Source organism: Sulfurospirillum sp., assembly GCF_036802865.1.
Taxonomy (GTDB): Bacteria; Campylobacterota; Campylobacteria; order Campylobacterales; family Sulfurospirillaceae; genus Sulfurospirillum.
Map to the genome: position 1 here is coordinate 116,730 of NZ_DAIRVK010000003.1, position 15,912 is coordinate 132,641.

Consider the following 15,912-nt stretch of genomic DNA (forward strand, 5'->3'; position numbering starts at 1 on the left):
CAAATCAAATCCTTTTTTGTAATTTAAGTGCTATATCGATAATAGTATCTTCTTGTCCAGCAACTACTTTTTGTTTTCCAAGCTCCATAAAAATATCTCGCGGATCGACATTGAACTCTTTAGCAATTCTCTTAACATGTTTAGAAAAACCAGAAAAGACACCTGCTATAGCGCTAACAATACTTAAAGATGAAATAGTAATTGGTTCTTTAATCAAATCTTTTTCTACCAAATCTGCTACGTCCAATAGCCTATATAAATCAACATTGGTTTTATAATTCATTTTTTGAAGAACTGCTGCTAAAACTTCCATTTGTGCATTGCCAGCTCCAGCTCCAAACCCTTTTGTTGCACCATCAATAATCTGAGCACCTGCCTCGATAGCAACAAGAGAGTTTGAAATTCCTAATCCCAAATTGTTATGTGCATGAAAACCTACAGGGACATTGAGATTTTGTGATAAGAGAGTAATTCTTGCTTTGACGTCATCTGGCAAATAGCTACCTGCTGAATCTAAAATAACAATCGCTTCTGCTCCATATGTTTGCATCTTAATAGCTTCATCAAGTAAAATCTCAGGACTTGCCATATGACTCATCATTAAAAGCCCATAAGCTTCTTTCCCTTTTTCTCGAACATACCCAAGATGACGCTCTGTAATATCAGCTTCAGTACAATGACTCGCAACACGAACAATATCAACACCCCAAGATAAAGCTTTTTCTATATCTTTTTTAATTGTCGCAAATCCAGGTATAACATGAATACCCAATTTCGTATGTTGTAAATTATTTTTCGCTGTTTTAATAAGAATTTCATCGCTTAGTTGACTTTGGCCAACAAGAACAGAAGATGCTCCTAATCCATTGCCATGCCCAACTTCTATAGCGTATACACCTGTTGTATCTATCGCTTTTGTATATTCATCTACTTGAGAAATTGAAAGCTGATGAGAAATAGCATGAGAACCATCTCTCAATGTAACATCATAAAGATTGATTTTATGTATCATAGGCAAACCTCTTTATTTTTTGCAAATTCCTCAGCTAATGCTATTGCGGCAGAATTAATAATATCCAAGTTTCCTGCATATTTTGGAAGATAATCACCTAAGCCTTGTACCTTAATAGATAAAATGACTAAACCATTATCGTATACTGGTTCAAGGGCTAGAAAATAGCCTGGAACATAGGATTGAATAATCACTACCATTTTTTTTATCTCAGAAGAAATTAAATCCATATCAGGATTATTTATTTTTAAATAAATTGTTGTATTCATATCAATACTAGGTTGAGCTGGATTTAAATTTATAATAACTTTTACATTTTGAGCGCCCGTAAAATGAGACAATGCTTTTTCAGTCGTTTCAATATATTCATCTATATTTGCTCTCGTACCAGGTCCAGCACTTTTTGATGCAATTGTTGATACAAGCTCAATATACTCTATACTACTTACAACTTTACTAATGGCATATGCTATAGGAATTGAGGCTTGACCACCACATGTGATCATATTCAGATTATCATATTTTAAAGCTTCGTCCAAATTAACAGCTGGAATAGTAAATAATCCCAATTTTGCAGGAGTTAAATCAATAACAATTTTATTAAGTTGTTTTAAAATAGGGGCATGTATTTTATGGCTTGATGCAGATGTCGCATCAAATACCAAATCACAACATTCTGGATTTTCAAGAATGGCATCTATTCCTCTATCACTTAAAGTAATACCTAAAGACATGGCTTTTAACATTCCTTTAGAACTTAAATTCCTGCCTGCAAACAAAGTACATTGTAAATAAGGTGATCTAGAAATTTTAATTAATAAATCAGTGCCTATATTGCCTGTACCTAAAATTGCAACTTTGAACTTCATCAATTAAGACTCCATGTGAATATTAGCTTCGTATTCTTCTCTTGCCAAGAAAGGAAACATATCATCATAAGGCATAGAAATCATTTTCCCATCATCTAATTTCTTAGAAGCAACCCTAGGTATCAATAATTGATTTTCTGGCGTCATGACTTCAAAAATAACAGGACCAGTATAATCAATAAGCTCTTTTATCTTTTCATTCATTTCAAAGATATTCGATAAACATATATATTTAATTCCATACAAAGTAGCCACTTTTTCCATAGATGGAGTAGACAATCCTGTTGCACTACTTTCTCCTATGAGTCGACCTTCCATAAAATTATTTTGAGTATGTCGAATGAGAAGATAACCATTGTTATTTAAGATAATTGTTTTTACTGGCAAATGATAATGTGCAATTGTTTGAAATTCTTGCAAATTCATTTGGATAGAGCCATCTCCGCTAATACAATAAACGTCTTTCCCTTCATCTTTAGCCAATGAAGCTACACCAATAGAAGCGGGGCTATATCCCATTGTCGAAAGTCCACCTGTGATGATATGCCTTTGTCCAAACTTAACTTTAAATGCTTGTGCATGAACATGAAAACATGAACCTGTATCTGTCACAATGACGGCATTTTTATCTAAAGTTTCTGAAAAAACTCTCATGAAGTGATAAGAATTAACGCCTTCTGTTTCATTCATATATTCCAAGAGGTCAACTGGATACTTATTCTTCCATTCTTGATTTTTTTTCAACCATCCGATATATGATTCTTGATTTGGTTGAAAATTCTTCAAAAGAGATTTCATACACACTTTCACATCACACAATATTTTAATAGCCTTATCAACAGAAGGTTTTTCAAATTCTTTTGGATCAATCTCGACAAGAATTATTTTAGAATTTGGTGCAAAAGCTTGATAATCATGCCCAATGAGTCCAATACTTAAACGAGAACCTAAAACAAGCAATACGTCGGAATTTTGCACAGCAAAATTCCCGGCCCTATCTCCATATGTTCCAGGCCTTCCTATAAAATTTGGATGTTCATGATCTAAAATATCCATGCCCATTCTTGTCGTCACGATAGGAATTCCAAATGTATTAGCTATCTCATTTGCTTCTTGTATTGCATCAGCTTGTTGTACTCCAGCACCCATCAAGATAACCGGTCTTTTCGCTTTATTCAATTCTTGAATAATCAGCTCAATATTACATGATTGATTTTTTAATAATTCTTGATCTGGCTCAAAGCTATCATATAAGTCAGGATCAAAGATAGCTCCTTGTATATCAATAGGACATTCAATCCATACGGGACCAAAGGGTGCTTGATGAGCTATAAAAATAGCTTTTTCAATATTATATTTTATTTTACTAATGTCATCTAGGATAACTGCAAACTTCGTTACTTGCTCAAAAATTGGTAGTGTATTAAACCCTTGTAAAGAAAATTGTCGGGGAGTTGTTACATGTACTTGTTCAACCTTAGATTGACCAGAAACAATAATGCAAGGGGAACGATCAACATATGCACCAACAACACCTGTTAAAGTATTAAGTGCTGCAGGTCCTGCTGTCACATAAACAACACCAATTTTTTTAGAATATCTAGCATACGCTTCCGCAGCCATTGTTGCAGCTTGTTCATGATGAAAAAAATAAGTATCTAAAGTATCTTTTTGTTTATAAACAGCATCTGTTAAATGCATAATCATTCCGCCAGTAATCATAAAAAGCTTATTACCACTAACTTTAGCAAGCTTTTGTGTTAAATAATCTGCAACTCTGATTTTCATGCTTTACTCCACTCAATCTTTTTTTCTTGTGCATCTTTCACATAATTTTTCAAATCATATTGTGTCAAAAGTTCATTTTTTTCATAAAAAGCTTTATACCATTTTACAGTCTTTTCAAATGTCTTCTCACTCTCCCACACATCTTTCCAATGAAGCTTGATATGGGCTTTGGAACAATCTAATTTTAATAAATTGGCTTCATGAAGTTGATTTGGAGTTTGATTAATCTCATAGTCAATTTTATCCCAATGCTGTTTTACATGTAAAACAACTTCTTCAACACAAATACTTCCTTCATCACTTGGTCCAAAGTTCCATGCATCTGCAAATTCAACTTGTTCTTCAAGCAATTTTTGCCCAATATGCAAATACCCACTCAAAGGCTCAAGGACATGTTGCCAAGGTCTTGTTGCTTTGGGGTTACGAATACTCACTTTTTTACCTTGACTAACGGATACCATAATATCAGTCATCAATCTATCTTGTGCCCAGTCACCACCACCAATCACATTACCTGCACGACACGTTGCTAAAAGAGTATGATGTGTGTGTTTATACTCACTAGAATTAAAGTAAGAATTGCGATAAGAAGTTGCTAATAGATCAGCGCACCCTTTAGAAGAACTATACGGATCATACCCACCCATAGGGTCATTCTCGCGATACCCCCACACCCATTCTCTGTTTTCATAGGCTTTATCACTGGTAATATTTACAATTGCTTTAACCTGATGTTTACGACACACTTCAAAAACTTTCAGCGTTCCTATCACATTCGTTTCGTAGGTTTCAATTGGATTTGCATAAGAAGGCCTAACTAATGCTTGCGCTGCTAGGTGAAAAACAATATCTGGCTTATACGTTGCAAATGTTTGTTCAAGCTTTTCTAAATCTCTTATATCGCCTGCAATAGATATCATATCAAGGTCAAGCAATGCTAAATGATTTGGTTGGGTAGGTGCTTCTAAAGAATAGCCTATGACGTTAGCACCCATTTGCTTTAGCCAATACACAAGCCAAGATCCTTTAAAGCCCGTATGTCCCGTCACTAAAATAGTTTTATCTTTATAGATGCCTCCAAAAAGATGTTTCATTACCAAACTTTCCATGGTGCTTTGTCCTCTTTCCAGAGTTTATTTAGTTTTTGATTATCCCGAAGAGTATCCATTGGTTGCCAAAATCCTTCGTGCTGATAAGCAAACATTTCACCATCTTTGGCAAGATTTTGCAGAGGAGTTTGCTCAAACACACAATTTTCATCTTCACTCACATAATCAAAAATTTTTGGAGAACAGACAAAAAAACCTCCATTGATCCAGCCGGCTTCTGTTTTTGGTTTTTCAATAAAGCTTTTAATATTCATCTGCTCATCAATCGCAAGATTTCCAAATCTAGCTTCTGGCTGAATAGCTGACATCGTAAGCGCTTTCCCATGTTGTTTGTGAAAAGCTACCGTTTTTTCGATGTCAATATCACTCACACCATCTCCATATGTCAATAAAAAAGACTCATTTCCTATATACTTTTCTGCTCGTTTTATACGCCCACCAGTCATTGTATCAAGACCTGTATCGACAAGTGTTACTTTCCATGGCTCACTGGTATTGTTATGCACTTCCATACTATTGGTTTGAAGATCAATAGTCACATCACTTTGATGTAAAAAATAATTGGCAAAATATTCTTTAATGTAATAGCCTTTATAGCCAAGTAATATGACAAATTCATTAAAACCATAATGGGAATAAATCTTCATAATATGCCATAATATGGGCTTTCCACCAATCTCTACCATTGGTTTTGGCTTAAGGTCTGTCTCTTCTGAAATACGTGTTCCATAACCGCCAGCTAACAAGACTACTTTCATTGCAAAACCTCCGCCAAAAATTTAATTTCTTGTTCTAAATTCATTTGATGGTTCCCAATGAACAATCCATTTTCGTGTAAATAATCAGCATTTTTTAGTTCATCATAAATAGAATAATCAAAGTATTTCATCACTTCATTTTTAGTAAAATTTCCTGTTACAATAGGTCTACAATCTATTTTGTTATCCATAAGTTTTTGAACAACATCTACTCTTTTGCGTTTTGAAGTTGGTTTTATGATCAGTGAAAACCCAAACCATGAACTATGACCGATCTCTTTTTGAATCATAAAATCAGAATGATCTTTAAAAAAATTTCTAAATAAGTTTGCATTTTCTCTTCTTTGCGCTAAGAAATCTGGCAATTTTTTCAATTGTTCGATGCCAATAGCCCCACTCATCTCAACAGGCCTTACATTGTACCCTGGTAAAACAAATCGAAAAGATTCAGTAAACCAGTCATCACTTTTAGAAACTACATGATTTTCTTTTGGAAGATTACGTGTCCAACCATGCGCTCTCAAACAAAGTAAAATGTGATAGAGTTCTTCATCATCCGTTGTAACAAAGCCACCTTCCATTGTCGCCATATGATGCGAAAAGAAAGTGGAGAATGTTCCCATAATTCCAAATGTTCCTGTTTGTTTTCCATTGTATTCAGCACCCATTGACTCACAATTGTCTTCTAAAAGCAAAATATTTTTGTCTTTAATCATTTCATTAATAACATCAAAATCATTTGAATTTCCAAGAAGATTTACAACCATAATCATTTTTGTTTTATCACTAATTGCTCCCTCTAGAGCAGTTAAATCATAATTTAAAGTTTCCAAATCAATATCAACAAATTTGAGTTTCAAACCATATTGATGGAGAGGATAATATGTTGTTGACCATGATACAGCGGGAACAATTACCTCATCACCTCTCTTTAATTTTGGATTTTTTGTATAAAACAATGCCGCTGTTGCAATAAGATTGGCGGTAGAGCCAGAGCTCACCATAACGCTATACTTCCGACCAATAAACTCAGAAAAATCTTTTTCAAATTGAGAAACCGATGAGCCCATTGTGTACATATCTCTCTTAATAACAGATTGTATTGCTTCTAACTCTTTTTCATCCCATGTTGATGTTGCCAATGGATAACTATTTACCATCAAATACCTCATTTAAATAATATTCATACGTTTTTTTAATACCGTCTTCTAGTGAAGTTTTATATTTCCATCCAAAATTTTGTAATTTTGAATCATCAATTAGCTTTTGTTTCATCCCTATAGGTTTTGACAAATCATGTATAAAATTACCCGTATAGCCTATAACATTTGCAATGGCTCTATAATATTCATTTATAGTGTAGTCATGCCCTAAGCCAACGTTTATATTTTGCGGCATAACATCAAAGTTTTTAAGCGCATAATACGTAAAATCTGCCAAGTCTCCAACAAACATAAACTCTCTTCTTGCCTCTCCATCACCCCAAATATCTAAAGTCATTTTATTATTTATTTTTGCTTCATGTATTTTTTTGATTACTGCCGGAACCATATGAGAGTGTTTTGGATTGAACTTATCATATCGTCCATAAAGGTTACAAGGAATAATAGTTTTATACTGAAAGATTTGATTCTCTCTATTAATGTACTCACACAATCTCGTAGATGTTACTTTTGCTAAAGCATATCCCTCATTGGTAGGTTCCAACTCTCCTCTTAAAATCAAATCTTCAGATAAGGGATTTTTAGCATCGCGAGGATACATACATGAACTACCCATATTGAGAAATTTTTTAATTCCAACCTCATACGAAGATAAAATAATATTCATTCCTATTTGAGTATTTTCTACTAAAAATTTAACAGGATTAGCCATGTTTGCTTGAATGCCACCTACAATTCCAGCACAATGGATGACCATATCTGGCATATGTAATTTTAAGTATTTCTCTACATTCTGTTTATCTAATAAATCAAGTTCTTCATGTGATGGTGTTAAAAGATCGAAAGATAAAGAAGAAAAAAATTCAGCAATATTTTTTCCTACCATACCTTGCGCACCTGTAATAAGGATTTTCATTGTATGTTAATCCTTATTCAAAATAACTCATAATTTTATAACCACCTTCTTTGAGGTAAACATCTTTTGTCATCAACTTGAGATCAGATTTCATCATGTCATCAACTAACATTTTAAGATCATATTCTGGTTTCCAACCCAATTTTGTATTGGCTTTTGTTGGATCTCCTAATAATAAATCAACTTCTGTTGGTCTAAAGTAACGTGGATCAACCGCAACAACTTCTTTACCAATTTCAATTTGATACAAAGGATTAGAACATGATTTAACATAGCCTATTTCATTGACGCCTTCGCCTTTAAATTCCAATGCAATACCACAATATCCAAATGCCATGCGTACAAAATCACGTACCATTGTAGTTGTACCCGTCGCAATAACCCAGTCTTCTGGTTCGTCTGCTTGAAGAATCATCCACATCATACGCACATAATCTTTTGCATGCCCCCAGTCACGCTTAGCATCAAGATTTCCAAGATAAAGTTTATCTTGAAGCCCAAGTGCAATTTTAGAAGCAGCACGCGTGATTTTGCGTGTTACAAATGTCTCACCACGTACAGGAGATTCATGGTTAAATAAAATACCATTACATGCAAACATCCCATACGCTTCACGGTAATTCACCGTAATCCAATAGGCATACATTTTAGCTACAGCATAAGGACTTCGAGGATAAAAAGGTGTTGTCTCTTTTTGAGGCGTTTCTTGCACTTTTCCATACAGTTCTGAAGTACTTGCTTGATAGATACGTGTTTTATGCATTAATCCTAAAAGTTTAACTGCTTCTAAAATACGAAGTGTCCCAGTACCATCGGCATTTGCAACATATTCAGGTGTTTCAAAACTAACGTGTACATGACTCATCGCTGCCAAATTATAGATTTCGTCAGGTTGAACCTCTTGAATAATACGTGTGAGATTCATGCTATCAGTCATATCACCATGATGTAAATACAATTTAACATTTTTTTCATGTGGGTCTTGATAAAGGTGGTCTATTCTATCAGTATTAAAAAGCGAACTTCTTCGTTTAATACCATGTACAATATATCCTTTTTTAAGTAAAAACTCTGCTAAATAACTTCCATCTTGTCCTGTAATTCCAGTAATTAATGCAACTTTTTGACTCATATACTTTCCCTTTTATAATCATCTTCTATTCTTACGATATCATCTTCGCCTGTATAACTTCCCACTTGAGCTTCAATTAGCACAATAGGAATTTTACCCTGATTTGAAAGACGATGTATTTCACCTGATTTGATATAGGTTGATTCATTTTCCCTTACGATATATGTTTTATCTTCTACTTGAACCGTAGCCGTTCCACTCACAACAATCCAGTGCTCATTCCGGTGAAAATGTTTTTGTAAGCTCAATCGGCAGCCTGGTTTAACCATAATTTGTTTAATTTTATAGCCAGGTCTATCTTCTAAAACACTGTATGTTCCCCATGGCCGATAAGTCGTTTTATGCGTTTTGGCCAATTCAGAATTGTCTTTTTTCAGTTGCATCACAATCTCTTTGACCTGCTGTGAGCTTCCTTTTTGACTAATCAACAGGGCATCTTCGGTGTCAATGACAATCAAATCATGAACATCAATGAGACTCACATGTTTGTAAGACATGATAAAATTATTTTTATCATCATTATCTAACTCGTTACAAAGTGCATCAAAGCTTCCCACATCACTCCAACCTATATCACTTGGGATGACTTTCACTTTTTGGCTTTTTTCCATTACCGCATAGTCTATGCTGTCTTCTGGAATTGCTATCATATCCTCATGAAGGATACGAATCATGCCATTATTTTTAGCATTTTCATACGCTTTTTTACATGTCAGAAAAATTTGTGGTGCATATTTTTCAAGTTCACTTAAAAAAATACTCGCACTAAAACAAAACATGCCACTGTTCCAATAGTAATTCCCTGCAGTGACATACGTTTCTGCTGTTATTTTGTCTGGTTTTTCATGAAAAGCTTTTACATTTTTTCCATCCGTTTCGATATAGCCAAAGCCTATTTCCGCAAATGTGGGTTTAATGCCAAAGGTGACTAAAAAACCCTTTTTTGCCAAAGATTCTGCTTCGGCAATCGCTTTTTCATACGCTATTTGATCCTTAATAAGATGATCACTTGGTGTAACCAGCACGATTTCTTCACCTTCTAAAGCCATACATGCAAGTGCAATAGCGGGAGCCGTATTACGACCAATAGGTTCAAGTAAATAACGATTATTTGTTTTATGTAGCTCTTCTAATTGATCAAATGCCAAAAAATACTGTTCACTATTGGAGACGATAAATTGATTATCACACACAGCAGCGTTTCGCTCTGTTGTGAGCTGAAAAAGCGATTTATTATTAAAAAGTTTTACAAATTGTTTTGGCATCAATGTACGGCTTAATGGCCAAAGTCTCGTACCACTACCACCGCATAAAATAAGATTAATCAATTTTTTCTCCCATGCATACGCACTTTTACAAATAAACTCTATACAATTATACTTAGGATTCCATTGCATTTTGCTGATAAGCTTGTTGATGTTTGTCACAAATATGGCAGGATCACCTTCAGGTCTTTGGCTAACAATCTATTTAACTTTGAACAATGTAGTTTGAATCACTACTTTAACCCTGTAAACTTTTAAGTATCCAACATTAAAAATATCACTTTCTTACGAATAAAGATACACCATCGTATCAATATGTGCACTTACTAAATCATCCACATGAATATAATTTCAATCCCTATTCCATCTAATCTTACATAGTCATTTTCAAAAATAAACATACTTTTCCTCTTAGTAGTACATTCTAAGATCATTTTTAGAAATACGGGTAGACAGCTGTACTAATCTACAATAACAATTTCTGCGTTTTGGTATCAAAGGTAGTATAGTAACATAACTAGCGATGTAATCTGTATCACCTGTAATGAGGATTTTTTCTTTCATTTTTCTTCTAATCCTTCCAAAAAAGATCTCTAACATAAACCTTTTCTTTGACGCCCTCAACAGTTAAAGAGAGAAACAAGTGGAGACGATGGCATTGCACATTGTTTTGAATTCATTGAGATTTTTAATGACACTCTATAGATTTTGCATTGAAGTAATTGGTTTCAGGATCATAATCTGTGGGTGTTGTAATAATGATAAATTCAGCATTTTGATACGCCTCTTGTTTATCGCGAGCGTTGCTTTAAAATAAAGCGGTTTTTCGCTCAAATACTCTTAAATCTGTCTCTATCTTCAATCGGAGAAATTTTTTGATTAATCATGGCTCTTTTGTCAAGAATAATGTCAAGTGCGACGACTTCGTGATACTATGCCAATAAAATACCGTTAGAAAGCCCGAAATACTCTGTTCCAACAATGGTTATTTTCATTAAATTCTCATCTTTATATCTCTTCTTTCATTCTCATATAAACAGGAAATCGTGGCTTACCGCCTTTGGTTATTTCTTGAAATTTATACGTAATTTTTGAACCAATAGCAGGAGGATTTTTACGCTCAGCGTCGCTAAAACCAGATCCTATATCGAACATGATACCTTCATCCGTTTTACATGTAAGCGAACCAAAGCTGTTTTTGTATTTACCTTCACCCTTGTGATGCTCAACCACTTCACACTCGGCATCGTGAAAACTCTTTATTTTTAAAGATGAAGGATCACGTTTAGTAACATATTTAGTGTCAGGATTGCGAACAACAACCCCCTCTCCACCGCCTTTTTCGATCTCTTGAAAAAAACTTTTCAAATGCTCTTCATCTTTACAAGTAATCTGTTTTGCTACTTTTAAATAATCCGCTTGATTCAATTTTAAATAATACTCTAACTTCACTAAACGCTGGATCAATCCACCATTTTCATGAGGAACATCAAACGCATAAAAAGCGATATTTTTCCATCCATCATGCGGCTCTTTTTTCTTGACAATAGAGATAATATTTTCAAAATCACCTCGTTTACTCCATAACTCACCATCCACAGCGAAGGGAGGGAACCCTTCTGTAAACCAAGCAGGAGGCGAGAGTTCAATACCTCCTCTTGATATGAGCTTTTGTCCATCCCAATACGCTCGTACTCCATCCATTTTTTCACTCATAAGCCACCCTGAAACATCTTGTCCGTCCCACTCTTTGAGCAGCATTAGCTCTGGCTTAGCCGCAAACATCATCGTTGCAAGCATTAACCAAAGTATAATTAAACGTCTCATTTACGCTTCTTGCTTATATTTTTCAATATACCAGATGATCGTTTTAAGAATTCCACTTTCGAAGTTTTCTTCTGCTTCCCAACCTAGTTTTGTCTCAATCTTTGTAGCGTCAATGGCATAGCGTCTATCGTGCCCTGCTCTGTCTTCCACGAAAGTGATTAACTCTTTATAAGACCCTTCTTGTGGTTTAAGCGTATCTAAAATCTCACAAATCTTATGAGCGATATAGAGATTATCTCGCTCATTTCTACCACCAATATTATAAGTCTCCCCTGAATTGCCTTCATGAAAAACTAAATCTATCCCTTTACAGTGATCTAAGACATAGAGCCAATCACGAATATTTTTACCGTCCCCATAAATAGGAATTTTTTGGTTATTGAGAGCTTTTCGTATAATTGTAGGAATTAGTTTTTCATCATGTTGTTTTGGTCCATAGTTATTGGAACAATTGGTGATAACAGTATTCATACCATAGGTGTGATGATATGCCCTAACGATCATATCTGAACTCGCCTTGCTTGCTGAATACGGTGAATTTGGTGCATAAGAGGTCATTTCTGTGAACAAGCCCGTTGCACCGAGTGTTCCATAAACCTCATCGGTGGAGATATGATGAAAGCGACACTCTTCATACCCTTCCGAAAGTACAAAAGGTTTTTCCATCCAGTACTTGTATGCTACATCGATAAGCGTAAATGTTCCATTCACATTTGTCTCTATAAAAACACCTGGATTTTTAATCGAATTATCGACATGCGATTCGGCTGCAAAGTGAATCACTCCTTGGATATTATATTCTTCAAAGATGGATTCAACCAAAGTTCGATCACAAATATCACCTTGAACGAAAGTGTATCGCTCACTGTTTTCAACTTCACTTAGATTGTCTAAATTACCTGCATACGTTAAAAGATCCAAATTTATCAAATGATATTCAGGATATTTCTCTAAAAAATACGGCACAAAATTTGAGCCGATAAAGCCCGCACAACCCGTGACTAAAATATTTTTTCTACTCATTTAACCAACTCTTTCAGATATTCACCGTAACCATTTTTGCTCAGTGGCTTAGCAATCTCAAGGACTTGTTCTTTACTAATCCATCCGTAGTTATAAGCGATTTCTTCTAAACATGCGATTTTAAAACTTTGACGTTTTTCAATTGTTTGGACAAACATACCCGCTTCTAGTAGACTATCATGTGTGCCCGTGTCAAGCCATGCAAAACCACGTCCCAGAACTTCGACTTGCAAATCACCTCGTTTGAGGTAAGCATCATTGACATCAGTAATTTCAAGTTCGCCTCGATGAGAAGGTTTCACTCCTTTAGCGATCTTAATCACATCGTTGTCGTAAAAATAAAGCCCCGTTACAGCAAAAGATGATTTTGGATTGAGAGGTTTTTCTTCAATGCTAATTGCTTTTTGATTTTCATCAAATTCGACTACGCCAAAACGCTGAGGGTCTTTGACTTGATAACCAAACACAATTGCACCTTTTTCAAGTTTGGCTGAGCTTTGAAGCAATGGCGTAAAGCCTTGACCGTAGAAGATATTATCACCCAAGATCAAGCAGACACTCTCATTTCCAATAAATTCTTCACCTAAAAGAAACGCTTGCGCAAGCCCATCAGGACTAGGTTGAATTTTATACGAAAGGGAAAGTCCCCATCTGCTACCATCACCAAAAAGATCTTCAAACTTACCAATATCCTGAGGTGTTGAGATGATAAGTATCTCTCTAATCCCCGCTAACATCAGAACGGAGAGTGGATAATAGATCATCGGTTTATCGTAAATTGGCAGTAGTTGTTTACTAATGGTTTGAGTAACAGGATACAACCTTGTACCGCTTCCTCCTGCTAGAATGATCCCTTTCATGTTAGTGAAGCTCCGCTTTGGCAGTTGCTATAAGCTCGTTCAGTTTTTTCTCATACAATTTCGCGTTATCCGCATTGGTCGATTCAAAACGTGTCACTAGGACTGGCGTTGTATTGCTAGCGCGTACTAAGCCCCAACCATCGTTAAAGATAACCCTAACGCCATCTACATCAACGATTTCTTTAATAGCAGGAAAATCTTTTGGAGGATTTTTCAAAAGCTCTTTGACTTTTTCAACAAGAGGGAACTTGTCATTTTCATTCGTCTCTACTTTGAGCTCTTCTGTGGAATAAACGACAGGAAGTTTTGCGATCTCCGCATCCACGTCCAAACCATTTTTCACCATTTCAATCATACGAAGTGTGGCGTAAATAGCGTCGTCGTAACCAAAATAACGATCATTGAAGAAAAGGTGACCACTGACTTCCGCTGCAAAATCAGCATTGGTTTTAGCGATCATCACTTTAAGGTTACTGTGACCTGTTTTATACATAATCGCCTTGCCACGCTTATTAATTTCATCGTACATCACTTGAGAACATTTCACTTCGCCAATGACCGTTGGGTTTTTCATAGCACTTGAGAAAAGAATCGCCATGATGTCACCTTTGACATTGTTGTGTTTGGTCAAAAACGCCAATCTATCGGCATCGCCATCATACGCAAACCCAAGTGCATACGCACCCTCAAGCTCTTTTTTGATGTCTTTAAGATTTTTCTCTACTGTTGGATCAGGATGGTGATTCGGAAACGTGCCATCTGGATCTGTAAACAAACCTTTACATGTAAAGCCTAGAGCTTTAAACACATCTTGAACCACAACGCCTGCAACACCATTTCCACAGTCATAGACAAACGGTTGATTGAAGCCTTTGAGGTGATCAAACTCTTTGATAAGATAAGCGATATAACGCTCTTTTGCATTGACAAATGCAGAACTTAAATCATCTTCAATTTCTGTATCATAATTGGCAATAATCTCTCGACCAAGGGCATAAATATCTTCGCCAAAAAAGGGCTTTTTATCAATGGTGATTTTAAAACCATTGTATTCACTTGGATTGTGCGAACCAGTGATCATAATCGATGCATTAGGGGTTACGCCATCAAAATCTTGAAAATTGCTAAAGTAGTTCACAGGTGTTGCGACAAGACCCATAGTCAAAACTTTACAACCTGCTTTGTTCAAACCACTGGTAAGATACTCACATAAAATCGGTGAATGTGAACGCGCGTCATAACCAATGGCAACTGTTTTACCTACTTTTACAATCTGTTTTCCTAAAAAATATCCAATCAATTTTACCGTTTGCTCGTTAAGCTCTTTTTCGTAGATACCTCTGATGTCATACTCTCTAAATATCGTTTTCAATGGTTCTCCTTGTATAATTCTTCTTCAATTGCGATGCCAAAGACATCCGTATAGGACTTTTCGACTCGCAAATTTTCTTGCATTGTAGCCAATGCACGCTGATAATCCTCTATAATGAGGTTGCCTTTTAAGAGTTCATACTTTAAAAATAACCAATAGGTATTGAGCACATCGCTCTCGCAATACTCCTTGATGGTATCGATTTCATCCGCATAGAAAAGCTCCAACACTTGATCACCATGGACATCGTATTTACCAGGAAGTCCTGCCATTGAGCAGACATGATCTAACTTCATACCTCTCACTGCGCCAAATTCGCAAAGATGGTCTAAGAGATCCACATGAAAACGATCACTGTAACGTGCACGGTAATTTTCCCACTTGTTTTTATTTAACTCACGATTTTCTTGCTCAAAGTAAGCACTACACGTCAGATTGTACTGCATTGCACGAAGCATTAAAAGAGGCATATCAAAGCTGCGTCCGTTAAAACTTACAAGTTTTGGATTGTGTTTGTTGATGAAGCTTAGAAAGTTTTTGATCATCTCATGTTCATTGCTTCCCTCAATGCTACTCACCTTGCGAAAAATGCCAAAATCATCAGCGATAACAGCAGAAATTGCCACAATTTTATGAAAAGAGAGGGGTAAAAAGCTACTGCCACTTTTTTCTTCTTGTTCCTTTTGCGCTAAAAGCGAGACTTCAAGATCGCCTCCCTCTAGATGCAAAACATTACGAATTAGCTTGGTATCAGGGATGGTCTCGACGTCAAATACACAGATCATTGAACAGCCTTTAAGTCACGTTTAGTTAAAATT

At 35.6% G+C, this 15,912-nt stretch carries 14 protein-coding genes; all 14 read right to left on the reverse strand.

Annotated elements, in window-relative coordinates; genetic code table 11:
- Positions 1–4 precede the first annotated feature (4 nt).
- The gene (gene dmpG, locus V7Q04_RS08360) at positions 5–1,012 is read right to left on the reverse strand and encodes a 4-hydroxy-2-oxovalerate aldolase (RefSeq protein WP_333804543.1); all 1,008 of its coding nucleotides are present in this window, start codon (positions 1,010–1,012) and stop codon (positions 5–7) included.
- A complete protein-coding gene (locus V7Q04_RS08365) occupies positions 1,009–1,881 on the reverse strand; it encodes an acetaldehyde dehydrogenase (acetylating) (RefSeq protein WP_333804544.1) in 873 nt (290 codons plus the stop codon). The genes dmpG and V7Q04_RS08365 overlap by 4 nt, the downstream gene beginning before the upstream one ends.
- A gap of 3 nt (positions 1,882–1,884) precedes the next feature.
- Positions 1,885–3,669: a thiamine pyrophosphate-binding protein gene (locus tag V7Q04_RS08370; RefSeq protein WP_333804545.1), complete on the reverse strand. Its 1,785-nt coding sequence runs from the start codon at positions 3,667–3,669 to the stop codon at positions 1,885–1,887.
- Entirely contained in the window at positions 3,666–4,778 is a 1,113-nt protein-coding gene (rfbG, locus tag V7Q04_RS08375; protein ID WP_333804546.1) for a CDP-glucose 4,6-dehydratase, read from the reverse strand. The genes V7Q04_RS08370 and rfbG overlap by 4 nt, the downstream gene beginning before the upstream one ends.
- Complete coding sequence (gene rfbF, locus V7Q04_RS08380; RefSeq protein ID WP_333804547.1) at positions 4,763–5,536, reverse strand: glucose-1-phosphate cytidylyltransferase; 774 nt, start codon at positions 5,534–5,536, stop codon at positions 4,763–4,765. The genes rfbG and rfbF overlap by 16 nt, the downstream gene beginning before the upstream one ends.
- Complete coding sequence (locus tag V7Q04_RS08385; RefSeq protein ID WP_333804548.1) at positions 5,533–6,696, reverse strand: DegT/DnrJ/EryC1/StrS family aminotransferase; 1,164 nt, start codon at positions 6,694–6,696, stop codon at positions 5,533–5,535. Before V7Q04_RS08385 ends, rfbF begins: the two co-directional genes overlap by 4 nt.
- A complete protein-coding gene (locus V7Q04_RS08390) occupies positions 6,686–7,615 on the reverse strand; it encodes a GDP-L-fucose synthase family protein (RefSeq protein WP_333804549.1) in 930 nt (309 codons plus the stop codon). Before V7Q04_RS08390 ends, V7Q04_RS08385 begins: the two co-directional genes overlap by 11 nt.
- A gap of 13 nt (positions 7,616–7,628) precedes the next feature.
- Entirely contained in the window at positions 7,629–8,747 is a 1,119-nt protein-coding gene (gene gmd / locus V7Q04_RS08395) for a GDP-mannose 4,6-dehydratase (RefSeq protein ID WP_333804550.1), read from the reverse strand.
- Complete coding sequence (locus tag V7Q04_RS08400) at positions 8,744–10,075, reverse strand: mannose-1-phosphate guanylyltransferase/mannose-6-phosphate isomerase (protein ID WP_333804710.1); 1,332 nt, start codon at positions 10,073–10,075, stop codon at positions 8,744–8,746. Before V7Q04_RS08400 ends, gmd begins: the two co-directional genes overlap by 4 nt.
- Before the next feature lie 945 nt (positions 10,076–11,020).
- Complete coding sequence (locus tag V7Q04_RS08410) at positions 11,021–11,839, reverse strand: DNA ligase (protein WP_333804551.1); 819 nt, start codon at positions 11,837–11,839, stop codon at positions 11,021–11,023.
- Positions 11,840–12,862, reverse strand: a complete 1,023-nt coding sequence (gene rfbB / locus V7Q04_RS08415) for a dTDP-glucose 4,6-dehydratase (protein ID WP_333804552.1) — start codon at positions 12,860–12,862, stop codon at positions 11,840–11,842. It lies immediately after the preceding gene.
- On the reverse strand, positions 12,859–13,722 hold the full coding sequence (rfbA, locus tag V7Q04_RS08420) for a glucose-1-phosphate thymidylyltransferase RfbA (protein WP_333804553.1): 864 nt from the start codon (positions 13,720–13,722) through the stop codon (positions 12,859–12,861). The genes rfbB and rfbA overlap by 4 nt, the downstream gene beginning before the upstream one ends.
- Position 13,723: 1 nt before the next feature.
- On the reverse strand, positions 13,724–15,094 hold the full coding sequence (locus V7Q04_RS08425; protein ID WP_333804554.1) for a phosphomannomutase/phosphoglucomutase: 1,371 nt from the start codon (positions 15,092–15,094) through the stop codon (positions 13,724–13,726).
- Positions 15,091–15,879, reverse strand: a complete 789-nt coding sequence (locus tag V7Q04_RS08430; RefSeq protein WP_333804555.1) for a 3'-5' exonuclease — start codon at positions 15,877–15,879, stop codon at positions 15,091–15,093. The genes V7Q04_RS08425 and V7Q04_RS08430 overlap by 4 nt, the downstream gene beginning before the upstream one ends.
- Positions 15,880–15,912: the final 33 nt, after the last annotated feature.

What these genes read in the sequence shown, in the direction of transcription:
- dmpG (WP_333804543.1), bottom strand. Translation starts at nt 1,012, where the DNA reads ATGATACATAAAATCAATCTTTATGATGTTACATTGAGAGATGGTTCT.
- V7Q04_RS08365 (WP_333804544.1), bottom strand. Translation starts at nt 1,881, where the DNA reads ATGAAGTTCAAAGTTGCAATTTTAGGTACAGGCAATATAGGCACTGAT.
- V7Q04_RS08370 (WP_333804545.1), bottom strand. Translation starts at nt 3,669, where the DNA reads ATGAAAATCAGAGTTGCAGATTATTTAACACAAAAGCTTGCTAAAGTT.
- rfbG (WP_333804546.1), bottom strand. Translation starts at nt 4,778, where the DNA reads ATGGAAAGTTTGGTAATGAAACATCTTTTTGGAGGCATCTATAAAGAT.
- rfbF (WP_333804547.1), bottom strand. Translation starts at nt 5,536, where the DNA reads ATGAAAGTAGTCTTGTTAGCTGGCGGTTATGGAACACGTATTTCAGAA.
- V7Q04_RS08385 (WP_333804548.1), bottom strand. Translation starts at nt 6,696, where the DNA reads ATGGTAAATAGTTATCCATTGGCAACATCAACATGGGATGAAAAAGAG.
- V7Q04_RS08390 (WP_333804549.1), bottom strand. Translation starts at nt 7,615, where the DNA reads ATGAAAATCCTTATTACAGGTGCGCAAGGTATGGTAGGAAAAAATATT.
- gmd (WP_333804550.1), bottom strand. Translation starts at nt 8,747, where the DNA reads ATGAGTCAAAAAGTTGCATTAATTACTGGAATTACAGGACAAGATGGA.
- V7Q04_RS08410 (WP_333804551.1), bottom strand. Translation starts at nt 11,839, where the DNA reads ATGAGACGTTTAATTATACTTTGGTTAATGCTTGCAACGATGATGTTT.
- rfbB (WP_333804552.1), bottom strand. Translation starts at nt 12,862, where the DNA reads ATGAGTAGAAAAAATATTTTAGTCACGGGTTGTGCGGGCTTTATCGGC.
- rfbA (WP_333804553.1), bottom strand. Translation starts at nt 13,722, where the DNA reads ATGAAAGGGATCATTCTAGCAGGAGGAAGCGGTACAAGGTTGTATCCT.
- V7Q04_RS08430 (WP_333804555.1), bottom strand. Translation starts at nt 15,879, where the DNA reads ATGATCTGTGTATTTGACGTCGAGACCATCCCTGATACCAAGCTAATT.